General features: G+C 55.1%; 12 protein-coding genes and 3 pseudogenes. 7 read left to right on the forward strand and 8 right to left on the reverse strand.

What is annotated here, in order from left to right:
* The 7 genes and pseudogenes from AYI96_RS01650 to AYI96_RS01685 all read left to right on the forward strand — a co-directional run.
* Positions 1 to 582: pseudogene (locus AYI96_RS01650) on the forward strand (alpha-amylase family glycosyl hydrolase); the annotation flags it as partial.
* A gap of 603 nt (positions 583 to 1,185) precedes the next feature.
* Positions 1,186 to 1,305, forward strand: a pseudogene (locus AYI96_RS01660) (alpha-amylase family glycosyl hydrolase); the annotation flags it as partial.
* Between the two features lie 63 nt (positions 1,306 to 1,368).
* Positions 1,369 to 1,596 (forward strand): annotated as a pseudogene (locus tag AYI96_RS01665) (alpha-amylase family glycosyl hydrolase); the annotation flags it as partial.
* Positions 1,597 to 1,962: 366 nt separating this feature from the next.
* Positions 1,963 to 3,363 (forward strand): TolC family protein, encoded by a 1,401-nt coding sequence (locus tag AYI96_RS01670; protein WP_039034851.1) that lies wholly within the window; start codon positions 1,963 to 1,965, stop codon positions 3,361 to 3,363.
* Positions 3,353 to 4,327 carry an HlyD family secretion protein gene (locus AYI96_RS01675; protein ID WP_028781331.1) on the forward strand — a complete coding sequence of 325 codons (975 nt, stop codon included), beginning with the start codon at positions 3,353 to 3,355 and terminating at the stop codon, positions 4,325 to 4,327. The genes AYI96_RS01670 and AYI96_RS01675 overlap by 11 nt, the downstream gene beginning before the upstream one ends.
* 2 nt (positions 4,328 to 4,329) lie before the next feature.
* Positions 4,330 to 5,487 (forward strand): ABC transporter permease, encoded by a 1,158-nt coding sequence (locus AYI96_RS01680; protein WP_144360870.1) that lies wholly within the window; start codon positions 4,330 to 4,332, stop codon positions 5,485 to 5,487.
* Entirely contained in the window at positions 5,484 to 6,647 is a 1,164-nt protein-coding gene (locus AYI96_RS01685) for an ABC transporter permease (protein WP_144360871.1), read from the forward strand. The genes AYI96_RS01680 and AYI96_RS01685 overlap by 4 nt, the downstream gene beginning before the upstream one ends.
* Here the strand turns inward: AYI96_RS01685 and hydF are convergent.
* From hydF to AYI96_RS01725, 8 genes are all read right to left on the reverse strand, one after another.
* On the reverse strand, positions 6,607 to 7,839 hold the full coding sequence (gene hydF / locus AYI96_RS01690; RefSeq protein ID WP_144360872.1) for a [FeFe] hydrogenase H-cluster maturation GTPase HydF: 1,233 nt from the start codon (positions 7,837 to 7,839) through the stop codon (positions 6,607 to 6,609). The two genes, AYI96_RS01685 and hydF, sit on opposite strands and share 41 nt — an antisense overlap.
* Positions 7,832 to 8,845, reverse strand: coding sequence for a [FeFe] hydrogenase H-cluster radical SAM maturase HydE (gene hydE / locus AYI96_RS01695; RefSeq protein ID WP_144360873.1), 1,014 nt, complete (start codon positions 8,843 to 8,845; stop codon positions 7,832 to 7,834). Before hydE ends, hydF begins: the two co-directional genes overlap by 8 nt.
* Entirely contained in the window at positions 8,842 to 9,453 is a 612-nt protein-coding gene (locus tag AYI96_RS01700; protein ID WP_052248165.1) for a hypothetical protein, read from the reverse strand. The genes hydE and AYI96_RS01700 overlap by 4 nt, the downstream gene beginning before the upstream one ends.
* A complete protein-coding gene (gene hydG, locus AYI96_RS01705) occupies positions 9,450 to 10,904 on the reverse strand; it encodes a [FeFe] hydrogenase H-cluster radical SAM maturase HydG (protein WP_144360874.1) in 1,455 nt (484 codons plus the stop codon). Before hydG ends, AYI96_RS01700 begins: the two co-directional genes overlap by 4 nt.
* A gap of 68 nt (positions 10,905 to 10,972) precedes the next feature.
* Positions 10,973 to 11,638: a cytochrome b/b6 domain-containing protein gene (locus AYI96_RS01710; protein WP_144360875.1), complete on the reverse strand. Its 666-nt coding sequence runs from the start codon at positions 11,636 to 11,638 to the stop codon at positions 10,973 to 10,975.
* Between the two features lie 10 nt (positions 11,639 to 11,648).
* Positions 11,649 to 11,966, reverse strand: coding sequence for an iron hydrogenase small subunit (locus tag AYI96_RS01715; protein WP_039034845.1), 318 nt, complete (start codon positions 11,964 to 11,966; stop codon positions 11,649 to 11,651).
* 10 nt (positions 11,967 to 11,976) lie between these two features.
* A complete protein-coding gene (locus AYI96_RS01720; RefSeq protein ID WP_144360876.1) occupies positions 11,977 to 13,209 on the reverse strand; it encodes a [FeFe] hydrogenase, group A in 1,233 nt (410 codons plus the stop codon).
* Positions 13,210 to 13,486: 277 nt separating this feature from the next.
* Positions 13,487 to 13,891, reverse strand: a complete 405-nt coding sequence (locus tag AYI96_RS01725) for a hypothetical protein (RefSeq protein ID WP_039034843.1) — start codon at positions 13,889 to 13,891, stop codon at positions 13,487 to 13,489.
* Positions 13,892 to 14,204 lie beyond the last annotated feature (313 nt).

A 14,204-nucleotide genomic window follows, 5' to 3' on the forward strand; every position in this document is an offset into this window, starting at 1 on the left:
AGTTGGTTTATGCGCTGTTTAAACGAAGATATCGCCCGCAAGGCCAATCGAGAAGATGGTTGCAAGGGCGTATTCTGGGAAGGGCGCTTTAAGTCACAGGCGTTGCTCGATGAACAGGCGCTGCTGGCCTGCATGATGTATGTGGATTTAAATCCCATTCGCGCAGGTATTGCAGATTCGCTGCAAACTTCTGATTACACATCCATTCAGGAGCGCATAGGAGAAGTTGCTGAGCCTGCAACCACCAATGCTTCAATTAAGCCACTGCTGCAATTTGATGGTGCAGCCACTGCCGCCGAACAAAGCGGCATCCCATTTCACTTTGCCGACTATCTGGAGTTAATTGATTGGACTGGCCGGGCGGTGCGGGAAGACAAGCGTGGCTATATTGCCTGTTCCAGACCCAAACTACTGCTTGAGCTTGGTATCAGCGACGATGCCTGGATAACTTCCGCCAAAGAGTTTCGCCGTCAGTACAGTGGCATGAGTGGCCGATGGGATGCAATGTGTGCCATGAAGGCCAAATATGGTGGTAAATGGTGCCGGGGTAAGCAACAAAGCCAAGCAATACATCCCCATTAACTTCAAGCAATACATCCCCATTAACTTTAAGCCGTTGGAAATTTTGCAGAAACAGGCTTAAGCCTGCCGTTGGCCTGCCTGGTAACTGCAGTTTTTGTATGAAGCATGCAAATTACTCGTCTCAGAGAGTCTACTTCCAAAAATCCGTCGTTATTTATCAGAGACTGACACCTTGCAGCGGGCTTCCTTGCAGCTCGGAAAGTGTTTAGGATGTCCTATATATTGCTATATTGTCTCTCAAACTTTTACCGAGCTTGAAGACAGATTTCAGGTAGTTACACGTTATTGTATGGTTCTTGACGATAGCAATAATGGTGAATTTTCGGGATGTGAGTTTACTTATACGCAAGATAGCGACAACATTTTTAAGTACCAAGTCGAAAACTCCATAGCGCCTGAAAATGAATGTTGTACACCTTTGAACCAGCTTAAACTCTCCGTAAATGGAACGCTAGAGTGTGAGGTTATGGAAGAACCGTTAGTAGGTTCTTTTCTCTGCCCATCGAAAAGATAGCGAAAAGATAGGACAGCCATATCTTTTTGATGTTTCACACAGCCTAGACTAGGTTTTGAATACCCATCAAAGCTCAGTCGAGGTTGGTTATGACCATCGCCCGTCGCCAGTTGATAGATGCTGAAAGTACGCCCTTTTACCACGTGATTAACCGTTGCGTGAGAAGGGCATTTTTGTGTGGAGAAAAAGACAGGACAGCCATATCTTTTTGATGTTTCACACAGCTTTGACTAGGCTTTGAAATACCCATCAAAGCTCAGTCGAGGTTGGTTATGACCATCGCCCGTCGCCAGTTGATAGATGCTGAAAGTACGCCCTTTTACCACGTGATTAACCGTTGCGTGAGAAGGGCATTTTTGTGTGGTGAAGATGCACTGTCGGGGCGCAGTTACGGGCATAGACGTGGCTGGGTAGTGGATAAAATCAGGCAGTTGTCGTCAATATTCTGCATCGACGTTTGCGCTTATGCGGTTATGAGTAATCACTACCATTTGGTGCTGGCATCCAAATTCATCCACGGATAAGGTCTGCTCACCATCCTTGGCTTACACCCATAAGCTCACTCGCCGCTGGCCACTTTATTTGCGCCAATAGGCTCTCGGCAACGCCCAAGTGCAGCGCAATTCTGTAAGTCTAAATTCGTGAGTTTAGGATGTGTGTCTATTCCTCGGTGCAGGTTCGCACCTTCCTTAGTTTCAATACAGCTTAAAAAAGACTAGGATCCAGTAGCTTGTCTAGTTTTTAACAATTGTTTCGACAGGCCTTGGAGGCCTTGCGCCGCTGCGCAGCAAGGTTAACTGGTGGCCGACAAGCGAGGATGATATCCTTTTTGCTCAGGAATTAGAGTTTTTACTCTAGGGGTGTAGATGAAATTGACCAAATTTGCCTGGTTGCTGTTGTGGCCGCTGGCGGCTCAGCCTGCGCTTGCCGCAGACTATAGTTTTGCCTCGGCCTGGCAACAGTTGCTGGAGGTGAGCGATAAGCTGGCGGCCGAAGGCCAGGAAGTCAGCCGCGCCGAGGCGCAGCAAGAGGCCGGGCGCGACCTTAACCTGCCATCGCTCAACATCAACGGCAGCTATACCAGGCTGGAAAAACCGATAGAGTTGGATCTTAGCGATCTCAATCCACTCGCCTCTATGGATCCCGCCACTCTGCCACCGGCCATAGGTGGCATTATCGGCTCGCTTCCCGGCTCGATGTTTGTGACTCCTTTTACCGAGCAGGATGTGTTCCGAGCCAGCTTACAGGCGATGTGGCCGATTTATACCGGTGGCCAGATCTCTGCCGCTCAAGGCATTCAGGCGGCTCAGGTGGCTGAGAAGAAGCAGCAACTGGAGTTGGCGCGGCGTGAGCTGTTTACCACTCTGGTAGACAGATACTATGCAGTCACTGTGACCCAGGCTTTGGTGCAAACCCAGGCTCAGCTGGTGGCCTCGCTGGAAAAGCATTACAGCCACGCTGAAAAACTGGAACAACAGGGGCAGATCGCCAGAGTCGAGCGCCTCAATGCCCAGGTGGCACTGGATCAGGCCAAGGTCGACCTCGGCAGTGCCAAACGCCGCCATGAGATGGCGCTGATAGCCTTGTCACGCCTGCTGCACCAGACTGATATCGCCACCAAGTCACCGCTGTTTATGGCGCCAAACTCCCCTTCATTGCCGCAATTGACCGAGCTGACGCTGAAACAGCATCCAGCCTTGCGCTTGTTGGAGGCGAAAGAGACCCAGGCTCAGGGCCTGGTCGATATGGAAAAGGGAAAATACTTCCCTACGGTTTTCCTCTACGGTAACTACACCCTCTATGAAGACGACAGCCTGTTTTCCAAGGTCGAACCCGACTGGATGGTAGGCGTCGGGGTCAAGGTGCCGCTGCTGTCCCGTGATGGTCGCAGTGGCAAGGTGCAGGCGGCCAAGAGCGCCCTGCTGCAGGCCAGATACACCAAGGCACAAACCCGTCAGGATCTCAGTCTGTTGGTGGATCAGAGCTATCGCCAACTGCTGCAGGCCGAAGAGGAGGTCAATGCCTTGAACAGCTCTCTGGCGCTGGCAGAGGAAAACCTCAAGCTGCGGGAACTGGCTTTCAATCAAGGGCTGTCTACCTCTATCGACAGAGTGGATGCCGAGCTCAAACTCAGCGCCGTACGCACCAAGCAGTTGGCGGCTCAATATCGTTATGTTCAGGCCTATGCCCGCTTGATGGCGGTCAGTGGCCAGTTGGATGAATTTATCGGACGCAGTGACAAGCAGGAGATACAGGATGCGGGTTAATCCTTTGGTGGCCATAGTGGCCCTGGTAACCATAGTGGCGGCGCTGGTATATGGGCTGATCCTGGCTTACTCCCCCAAGCCACAGCTGTTGCAGGGGCAGATAGAGGCCAGGGAATACAATGTGTCTTCCAAGGTGCCGGGCCGGGTAGAGCAGGTGTTGGTGCGCCGCGGAGACAGTGTCAGTGAAGGGGATCTGCTGTTTGCTATCGACAGCCCCGAGCTCAATGCCAAACTGATGCAGGCCGAGGGTGGCCGCGATGCCGCCAAGGCGATGCAGCAGGAAGCCGACAGCGGTGCCCGTAAGCAGCAGGTTGCCGCCTCCCGCGAGCAGTGGCTCAAGGCCAAGGCCGCCAGTGAGCTGGCCAAGACTACCTTCGACCGGGTAGAAAACCTGTTCCGCGATGGCGTACTTGCCCGGCAAAAGCGTGATGAAGCCTTTACCCAATATCAGGCCGCCAAGTATACCGAGCAGGCCGCCTATGCCATGTACCAAATGACCGAAGAGGGCGCCCGGGAAGAAACCAAGGCCGCCGCAGCCGGTAATGCCCGTATGGCCGAAGGCGCGGTGAAAGAGGTCAGTGCCATACTCGCCGACAGCCAGATGCGCGCGCCCAAGGGCGGTGAAATCACCGAGGTGCTGTTGCAGGTGGGCGAGCTGGCACCCAGTGGCTTTCCTGTTGTCAGTTTGGTGGATATGACAGATGCCTGGGCCGTGTTTCAGGTGCGAGAGGATCAACTCAAGCAGTTCAAGAAGGGCGAGCGTATGACCCTGACACTGCCGGCGCTGCAACGCAGTGTCGAGTTTGAGGTCAGCCACATCAGTGTGCTGGGCGACTTCGCCACCTGGCGGGCGACCGAGAGTGGCCACGACTTTGATATGCGTACCTTTGAAGTGGAGCTCAGGCCGCTGGAGCCGGTGGCCGATCTACGGGTGGGCATGTCAGTATTACTTGAAAAGTCTTGATTATGAATAAGTTGCTTCGGCGAGAGTGGCAGGCTGTCTGGCGCGATCCCTGGCAGCTGGCACTGATAAGCTATCTGCCGCTTATCGGTGTGCTCTGTCTTTGGTGGTTGTTTTCCACCGGGTTGCCCAGGCAGTTGCCGGTGGCGCTGGTGGATCAGGACAATTCCAGCCTCAGTCGTGAGCTTGGGCGTCATCTTGAGGCTAATCCTGTCACCGCCCCCAGGCGCTATCTGGCGCTGGACGAGGCGGTCGAGGCGATGCGCCGCGGCGAGGTCTATGCCTTGGTTATCTTGCCCTATGGTCTGAAACAGGAACTGCTGACCGGGCATACTCCCACCATAGACCTGCGCTACAACGGCCAGTTTTTGCTGGTGGGCAAACTGCTGGCCAGTCAGTTGCAACTGACCCTGGCCGATGGTTTGCAGCAGGTGGCCAGGCTCAAGCAGCTGGCGGCTGGTGTCAATCCGTCCCAGGTTGAGGTGCGTCTCAGCCCTGTAAGCACCCAAACCACGGCACTGTTCAACCGCAATAACAACTATGTCGGCTTCCTGGTGCCGCCTGTGCTGATCGCTTTGTGGCAACTGCTGGCCATGCTGGCCTTTGCCGGCAGTCTCAACCGTGAGCTGCGCCAGGATACTCTGGGGGAATGCTTCCGCCTGGGTATGCCCTCTGTGCTGCTGAGTAAGTTTATGGTCAACGGCGCCTTTATGTTGCTGCATGGCGGCTTTATTTTGGTGCTGCTGTATCAGCTGCTGGGGCTGCCGATTGCCGGGCAACTCCTGTGGCTGCTGCCGATGCAATTCTTGATGTTGATGGGCGTTTGGCTCTGGGTGCAGGGGATTTTCTTTATGCTGGCCGACTGCGCCAGGGTGATCAGCTTTTGCACCGCGCTGTTTGCACCCGCCTTTGCCTTTATGGGCATTACCTTCCCGACCGGAGAAATGCCGCTGCTGGCGCAGTGGTGGCGTCTGTTGATGCCATCAAGCCACTATATAGAGTCGCATGTTGCTTTGGTGAGCTATGGCGCCGGGCCGACCAGCTTGCTGCTTCAGACGCTGGGTTATCTCGGCTTTCTGCTGCTGTTGATCCCCAGTTGGTTCTTTGCCCGTCGTTATGCCAGGGTGCTGCAGTCGCAGTTGCCGCTTGAGGAGAGGTTATGACAGCCAAGTCCCTCTCGTTATGGCAGCTGATCTGGCTGGATTTGCGCGCCTTGGTGCGTGACAAGGCGATCTCTTTGACCCTGTTTGGCGGCGTGCTCTTCTATGCTGTGCTCTATCCCTTGCCTTATCTGCATCAAGTACCCACAGAGCAGCAGTTGGTGGTGGTGGATCACGATAACTCTTCGCTGTCACGGCGGCTTATCCGTCACGCCGATGCCAGTGCCCGTATCCAGGTTGTCGGCCGGGTCGGCTCCATCGACGAAGCCAAGGCCTGGGTCACCGATGGCCGCGCCCATGGTTTATTGGTGATCCCGTTTGATTTTCGCCGCGATCTGTTACTGGGACGGGGCGCGACCTTGAGCTTCGGCGGTGATGCCAGTTACTTCCTGATCTATTCCGCCGTGGTAGAAGGTTTGGTGAGTGCCGGTATGGATGCCGGCAAGCAGATCCAGCTCAAGGGACTATTGGCCTCGGGCCAGAGCCCTGAGGCCGCCGCTCAGAGTCTGGCGCCGATTAAACTCAATGCCGTGCCCGCGTTTAATAAAGGTTTGGGTTATACCCCCTATGTGGTGCCAGGCTTGTTTCTGCTGATTTTGCACCAGACCTTGTTGATAGGCGCAGGCATACTCGGCGCCGGGCAATGGCGTCAGCCGGGCTATTGGAACCGGGTCAGCCCCTTGATGCTGGTCAGTGCGCGGGTGTTGGCCTTCAGTCTGCTCTATTGCCTGTTCAGTGCGCTCTATATTGGCTGGTGTTACTACGCCTATCAGGTGAGTCTGCAGGCGAGTCTGGGGCAGGTGTTGTTGCTGATGTTGCCTTTCCTGCTGACCACGGCCAGCGCCGGGGTGGCACTCAGCTGCCTGTTTGTGCGGCGCGAATTGCCGACCCAGATGATACTCTTGGTTTCTATGCCTATTCTGTTTGTCAGCGGCTTTGTCTGGCCCTTGGCGCTGATCCCTGAGCCCTTGGTGTGGCTGTCGCAGGTGATCCCGGCGGTACCGGCGATTATGGGAATGTTGCAGTTGAATCAGATGGGAGCCGAGTGGGCAGCCATAGCCCCCAAATGGTTACAGCTGTGGGGGCTATTGTTGCTGTTCTTCCCTCTGGCGGTTTGGGGCGTTAGTTGGCGTCGGCGTCAGCTGCCAGCAGCGGCGCACTGATCCGCTTCAGCACCCCACTGGCCTTGGCTAGTACCAGCCCGTAGTTGGTGATGGCAACACCGCGGCGGCGACATTCGAGAATGCGCCGCTGCATCTCTGCCCGACCCAACATACAGGCGCCACAATGGACTACCAGTTTGTAGCGTTCCAAATCGGCCGGAAAGTCATGACCGGCACAGACGCTGAACTGCAACTGCTTGCCGGTCAATTTGCCGATGGCCGCCGGGATCTTCATTCTACCTATATCTTCATCCTGCACCTCATGGCTACAGGCTTCGGCGATCAATACCCGATCGCCATCCTCAAGCTTTTCGAGTATCTCGGCGCCTTGCAGCTGCGCCGGTAGATCGCCCTTGGCCCGGGCAAACAGGGTGGAGAAGGTGGTCAGCGGAATACTGTCGGGTACCTGAGCGGCCACTTGTCTCACCGCCTGGGCATCGGTTACTACCAGTGCCGGTGGCGTGGGCATGGCGGCCAAGGCCGTGGCCAGCTCAGACTCACGGCAGATGCTGGCGATGGCACCGTTATCCAGCGCTTCTCTGAGAACCTGCACCTGGGGCAAAATCAATCTGCCCTTGGGGGCGGCTGAATCTATCGGGGCGACCAGCAGCAGCTGCTCTCCGGTGCGGTAACAGTCGGCGGCCAGCACGGGATCGCGGCGAAAATCGGCCGGTACCAGTTGAACCAGCTGCTCGACCAAGTCTTCCCGGTGTTTTGCCTCTTGGGTCGACAGGCATAAGAACTTGATGCCTTGGTCGTTGAGCCAGTGCTGATGCTCTGCGGGCAACGGCGCCAGATCTTGCTTGTTCGCTACCACCAGGATCGGCAGTTGCCAGCTTTGCAGCAGTAACAGCCAGTCGCGGTCAAACTCATCCAACCCCAGTTCATCCAGCACATAGACGGCGATATCGGCCTGTTGCAACGCCCGGCGACTGGCGGCTATTCGCTGAAGCCCCAGGGCGCCGGTATCGTCCAGTCCGGCGGTATCTATCAGGGTAGCCGGGCCGACCGGATGCAGCTCAAAGGGCTTGCGCACCGCATCTGTAGTGGTGCCCTTGGTCTCAGAGACTATGGCACTCTGCTGGTTGGATAAGTAATTGAGCAGGGAGGATTTCCCGGCGTTGCGACGACCACACAATACTATGTGCAGTCTGACTCCGCGGGGGGCTGCATTGGGGGCCGAATTACACATTAATTTGTCTCCTGGCGTTGCCTCTGTCCGCAGAGCAATGCAAGCCGCGGGCTTTGAGGCTGAGTTTGATATCGGCGAGACGCTGTTCCAGCGGGCAGCCGGAGGCATTTTTGCCGGGGTAAATAAGGTATTTACTGCTGTCTTTCTGTGGTGTGAACGAGGGCATAAGCACATTGCAGCCGCGGCTCAGGGAGTCGAGCCTAGCGCCGCTTTGCAGGGCATCCAGGGCGCTGGTGGCCGGTATGTTGGCACCGGGGTTAAGCAATCTGAGTATGGCGCAGGCCCGTTGGCACTCAAGCACATTGCCATTGGCCGTGTTTGCCAGCGGGGTTTGTGGATGACTGACGAAGGGGCCGACCGCCAACATCTCCAGTTCCATGGCTGAGAGCGCCAACAGGGCGTCAGCCAGGGCATCGCTCTTGCTGCCCGGCAGGCCACAGATAATGCCGCTACCTGTCTCATATCCCAGGCTCTTGAGGGTTTCCAGTAGCCTTAGGCGTTTGTCCAGCACTCTTCCCGGACGCAGGCGGCTATAGAGCTCGGCATCCAGGGTTTCCAGTTTCAACAGATAGCGGTCGGCGCCGGCTTCGCGCCAGAGCGCCAGTTCACTGTGGCTGCGTTCACCCAAAGATAGCGTGATGGCCAACTGGCTTTGCTGTTTGATAGTGCTGAGGATGCGGCTTATGCCATCCTGGCGAAAGCGGCTGTCTTCACCGGATTGCAGCACCAGGGTACCGATGCCGGCTTTATCTACTTTGAGGGCCGAGTCGATGATTTCCTGGTGGCTGAGCCGGTAACGCTCAATGTCGCGATTGGCGGCTCTCAGGCCACAGTAGTGACAGTCGCAGCGGCAATAACTGGAAAACTCCACTATGCCTCTGAGCCAGATCTCTTTGCCAAAGTACTGGCGCTTGACCTCATCGGCACGGGCAAACAGCCAGTCATCAGCTTCGCCGCAGAGCAAGGCTCTGATTTCTGCTGAATCCAGATTTTCGGCCGGTTTCATGCCTGGGCTCCTGCCTGTTTCAGCACTTGTGCCAGCTCATCGGCGTAGCGATATAACGCCTGTTGCCAAGGCGTGGCAGCGACCTTGGTGCGGCCTTGCATTCTTTGCCATAGGCCTGCCGGTGGCAGCCCCAGCTCGCGGCTGTCCAACTTGAGCCACAATCCCAAAGGCGCCAGATGTGGACTATGGGCATAGTGGCCGACAAACAGTTGATCATCGAGCAATAGCAGCGGCGCGCTGGCGGCCAGCTTACTGCTGACTGCTGTCACCTGCTCAGGCCAGGAGGAGGCGAGTTGCTTGCTCCAATGCTGAGACACCCGGTATTCCTCGAGGATTTCCATCTCGGTGGACTCAGGACGCAACATTTTGCCAAACGCCAGCCCGGCTTCGCTTTCCAGTTCTTGCGTCACTATCAACAGCTGCGACAGCTGGCGGCTTTGCAGTCTTTGTCGCAGCAGCTGATCTATCGCCCCTTCACTGAAATTGGCATAGTGGCCGGCATGCAGGGCCACTCGCCGGGCGCGGCTCAGTGCCGATTTCAGCTGTTGTTTTGGCAGCCCGGCATAGAGGCGGCAGCCGGGTGCCAGTACCAGGGTACGACCTTTCACAGATAGATGTCCCTCTCGCCCGCATCGGTGCGCGTGAGGCAAGCCTCGATATTACGTCTTCTGGCGGGGCTGAGTTTATCCAGCTCGGCGGCTATCAGTGCCTCACCGGCTTTGCGGGTCTGCTCGCTGGCGTAGTCGTTGAGGTATTCCTTGAAGGTGATCAAGGCGTTGGGTTGGCAGAATTTGCCAATAAACTGCTGCTTGGCCAGGCCGATAAAGTGATCGCCGGTACGACCCTTACGGTAACAGCCGGTGCAGAATGAGGGGATGGAATGGCTATGCTTGACCAGATCCAGTACCACTTCATCCATGCTGCGGTGATCGCCCAGGCTAAATTGGGCTGCATCGTCTTCCTGGTTGTAGCCACCTGGGGTGGTACGTGAGCCGGCGCTGATCTGTGATACCCCCAGGCTCAGGAGTTCACGTCTAAGTTCGGCACTTTCGCGGGTGCTCATAATCAGCCCCGTGTAGGGCACTGCCAGGCGGGTAATGGCTACCAGGCGCTTGAAGGTGGCGTCATCGACGACATAGGGAGGCTGCTCCGACAAGCTGGAGCCATCGGCGGGCTCAATCCGCGGGAAGGAGATGGTATGCGGGCCTATGCCACAATCCTGCTCCAGTTGCTGTACATGGGTGAGCATGGCCAGCAGTTCGAATCTGTGGTCATAGAGACCAAACAGTACGCCAATGCCCACATCGTCGATACCGGCTTCCATGGCTCTGTGCATGGCATAGAGACGATAGAGGAAGTCCTTCTTGCGGCCCTTGAGGTGCACCTGTTCGTAGGTCGTTCTGTGGTAGCTTTCCTGAAAACACTGATAGGTGCCTATGGCGGCCGTCTTCAGCAGCTTGAAGTCTTCTGTGTCCATGGGGGCGCAGTTGACATTGATGCGGCGGATCTCACCGCCTTTACCTTTGCGTACGTTGTACATGGTCTTGATGGAGTCGACTATGGCGCGGGCGTTATTGCGCGGGTGTTCACCGTAGACCGCCAGGATCCTTTTGTGGCCCATATCCTCCAGGGTTTCCACTTCGGCGATCAGCTCCTGCTCGCTCAGGGTCTTGCGTGGCAAGTCATGGTTGTCGGCGCTGAAGCCGCAATAACTGCAGGCGTTGGCGCAATAGTTGGAAACATACAGGGGAGCGAACAGTACAATGCGATTGCCATAGATGGCATCTTTGATGCCACGGGCAACGGCAAACAGCTCTTCGTCTACAGTGGCGTCCTGGTTTTGCAGTAAAACCGCCACTTCCTCCAGTGTCAGCCCCTGCAAACGGCGGGCTTTTTCCAGCACCTGGCGTACTGTGTCCGGGCTGGGTTGCTGATTGTTATTGAGCAAGGCCCAGATGGCGTCATCATCAATAAAATTCACGGCGGGGTTATAGTCTTTGACTTGAATCGTCTCGGCATGGCCCGATACAAGCGGGTCTGATATCAAAGGGCCTGACATTTGTGGCTCTCCTGTGAAAAAAGGAGCACAGTCAAACTGCGCTCCTTGGAATTTGAAGAAGGGGAGGGTTACTCGGCGTGCTTGGTAGAGACCGGAACGACCTCCTCCTGTACCCATAGTGGCGTGTATTCGGCGGCATCGTGATAAGGCACTTTACCGTGCAACATCATCGCCTTGAAATCGTCGAAGCGGTAAACCGCCAGGAACAGATGCACGGGCAAAAACGCTGTCAGCAGCAGGCCACAACCCAGGTGGATCATGCCCAGCAACCAAGCGGTATCACGTGGGATTGCATGGGGAACCAGCCATAGCGCCAGACCTGTGATAATCAGTGCAGTACCGCCGAGCAGAACGCAAACCCCGAACAGCTTCTGTCCAGAGTTGTACTTGCGCATAGGAGGTACGGCAACTTTTTTGCCCAGCAAAAACTTCTGTGGATAGCCACCGAGTACCTTAAACCAACCAACATCGTTGCCACCGAAGGTGAACACCCGGTTGGTGAACAGCACGACACGGTCGAATGCCATCAGTGTGAAAGCCACCGCATTCAGTGACATGATGACACCGGCGACAATATGAATGTCATAGGTCAGCCCCATCGCGCTGTCGCTCAAGGGTTTAAAGAACAACAATAGCCCGGTAGCCGCCAGTGGCAGGAAGCTCAGCAGCAAGATGTAGTGGAACACCCGAACATTCAGCGGGTGCTTGAGAATGGGACGATTGTCCTGATGCATAGCCGACTCCTTAGGATTTCAGTTTAGTGCGATCGACAAAATGGGTGTGCAGCAACTCGTGGGACAGATGTCCCAAGGGCTCACCGCCAAATTCGCTGTAATAGCGGGCAATGGCTGGGTTGGCGTGGCTGACGCGGTACTTGGCGATGGCATCATCCATATAGAGGGCATCGGCCCTGGCCTTGATGTATTCGTTGCGCTTGGCGATACGGCTGCCGAGCCAGCCCACAGGCAGGGCCAGTACCGCCAGAATGGCTGCGCCCACAGCCATGAAACGGCGCCGAGACAACAGAAAACCGTCTTCGGTAAATTGATACTTGTCTGTCATGAGCAACTCCTTACAGTTGGGCAACCCAGGATGTGCCTGAGCCGTTGATAGGTTGACCGCCACCGTTGACACAACCACCGGCGCAGTTCATCACTTCGATAAAGTGGTAGGGAGACGTGCCGGCCATCACCTGTTCCAGCAAGGGGCGGATATTGCGGCCCATGTCGTGCACCACGGCGACTTTCAGCTGCACATCTTGCTTAAGCTGTTTGTCATGAATGGTGAGTTCGGCTTCCTTGACGCCTTCCAGACCGCGTACCGGAGTCAGTTCCAGTTTGGCCAGTTCTTCGCCTGTGAGCACCTTGTGCGCAGTACGCACCGCGGCTTCCATTACGCCACCTGTGTTACCGAAAATAGTGCCGGCCCCTGTGTATTGGGAAAACAGGCTATCACCCTTATATTCGGTCACATCGGGTAGGTTGATGTTGAGGCGCTTGAGCAGCTCGGCCATCTCGCGGGTGGTCAGCACAGCATCCACATCGGCGTAAGGTGCGGCATCGTTGTCGTGTTGTTGGTGGAATTGCCAGGCTGATTTGAACTCTGGACGTGATGCTTCGAGTTTTTTCGAAGTGCAAGGCATAACCGCTACAGTGAAGATCTTTTCCGGAGCCATATCGTAGACTTTAGCGCCATAAGTTTTGGCGACAGTACCGGCCATCTGCTGCGGCGACTTGGCGGTAGAAAGATGTGGCAACAGGTTGGGGTATTCGATTTCCAGGAAGCGAACCCAGCCCGGACAGCAGGAGGTGAACTGCGGCAGCTTACCGGCATCTGGTTCCTGACGCACATTGGCGTGCAGCCTGTGAATGAACTCAGAGCCTTCTTCCATAATGGTCAGGTCGGCGGCGAAGTTACAGTCGAAGATCCTGAATCCGGCCTGGTGCATGGCGCCATAGAGTTTATTGGTCAGCAGTTGCCCCTTGGGCAGATTGAAGGCTTCACCTATGGCAACCCGTACTGCTGGAGCCAGAATGCCGACCACTTCAGTGTTGGGATCCTGGAGCTTGGTTAATACTGTATCCAAGGCACTCTGGGTTTCATGAATGGCACCGAACGGACAGTTGATCAAACACTGGCCGCAGCTCAGGCAACGCTCTTCATCAATCTTATGGGGGGCACCGGATGCGCCCTCAATAGCATGGGTGGGACAGAACTGTTTGCAGGCGTCACACCCTTTGCATTTGAGCGCATCTATCTGGATCAGTCCGCGGATCTCTCCTGGCTGATAGCTGGTTGCTGTCATGGCAATGCGTTCCTTTTTACGTGAGAATGTTCTTATTTTCTAATTGCTTATGTAAAAGCTATGCCCCTTGGGAAAGGGCGGAAGGATTATAGGAAATAGCTGGCAGCTATCTGTGATCCAAAGCCGAACAAATTGGAGATTTCACAAGTTTTTACATGAAATATGATGAAATTAGCCAGTGAAACAGGGGCATGGGACTTTTTGACTTAGGCCCTGTTTCAGTTAATTTCACAGATGTGACGCGGGATAACACGGATATATCTAGTTGGGATGAGTGTTAGAAATAGAGGTTTTCGACTGTTTTACCGTCAACCAGAATCTCACACTTGTCACCATTGCTGGATTTTGAGGATTGTACCGCGCTGGCAATAATGCCAAATGCGCCGCCTTGACTGCCGAGTACAGACCCAAAGTAGCACTTGCCATCGATTTCCATCTCTTGATAACGACCACCCAGATTTTGGGTTGGAGTATAAGGAGGGAAGGTGCCGCGCATTATCGGGTCACCATTGACTGTCAGTTCCAGTTTCTTCTTATCGGAAAAGTAGCGTCCACCGAGCTTCAGCGTTTGGCCTTTCACTTCGACAGTTTTTTCCTGGGCTATGATGGGTTGCGGGGTTGAACTACAGCCTGCCAGCAGAGCGCCGGCGCAAGCTAGTGAGGCAAGGGTCAATTTACGCATTAATCCGTCCTTTGTTGGATTGTAAGGTATTACTTTTCCGTGTTATCCGCGCCGGATTATAACTTCTTGGCAACAAAGAACGCCAGCATCTTGGTTTAATTCCTTTTACTAAGTTGATCATTTTGATGAGCGTCGTTTTCATAACAAGGCATGCAACTGTTAGGGAAGGTGCGAATCAAGGTACCGTTTGCTTTGGCTAATACATGCTCCTGATAACACTTGAGCTGTAAACTTAAACAAATTGCGAGAGGGGGCGGGATTTTGCTTTGCCAGATAAAAAGAAAGGATCGAGTATTTCTCCGCTCGATCCCCA

The organism is Shewanella sp. MSW (genome assembly GCF_007636515.1).
Lineage (GTDB): Bacteria > Pseudomonadota > Gammaproteobacteria > Enterobacterales > Shewanellaceae > Shewanella > Shewanella indica.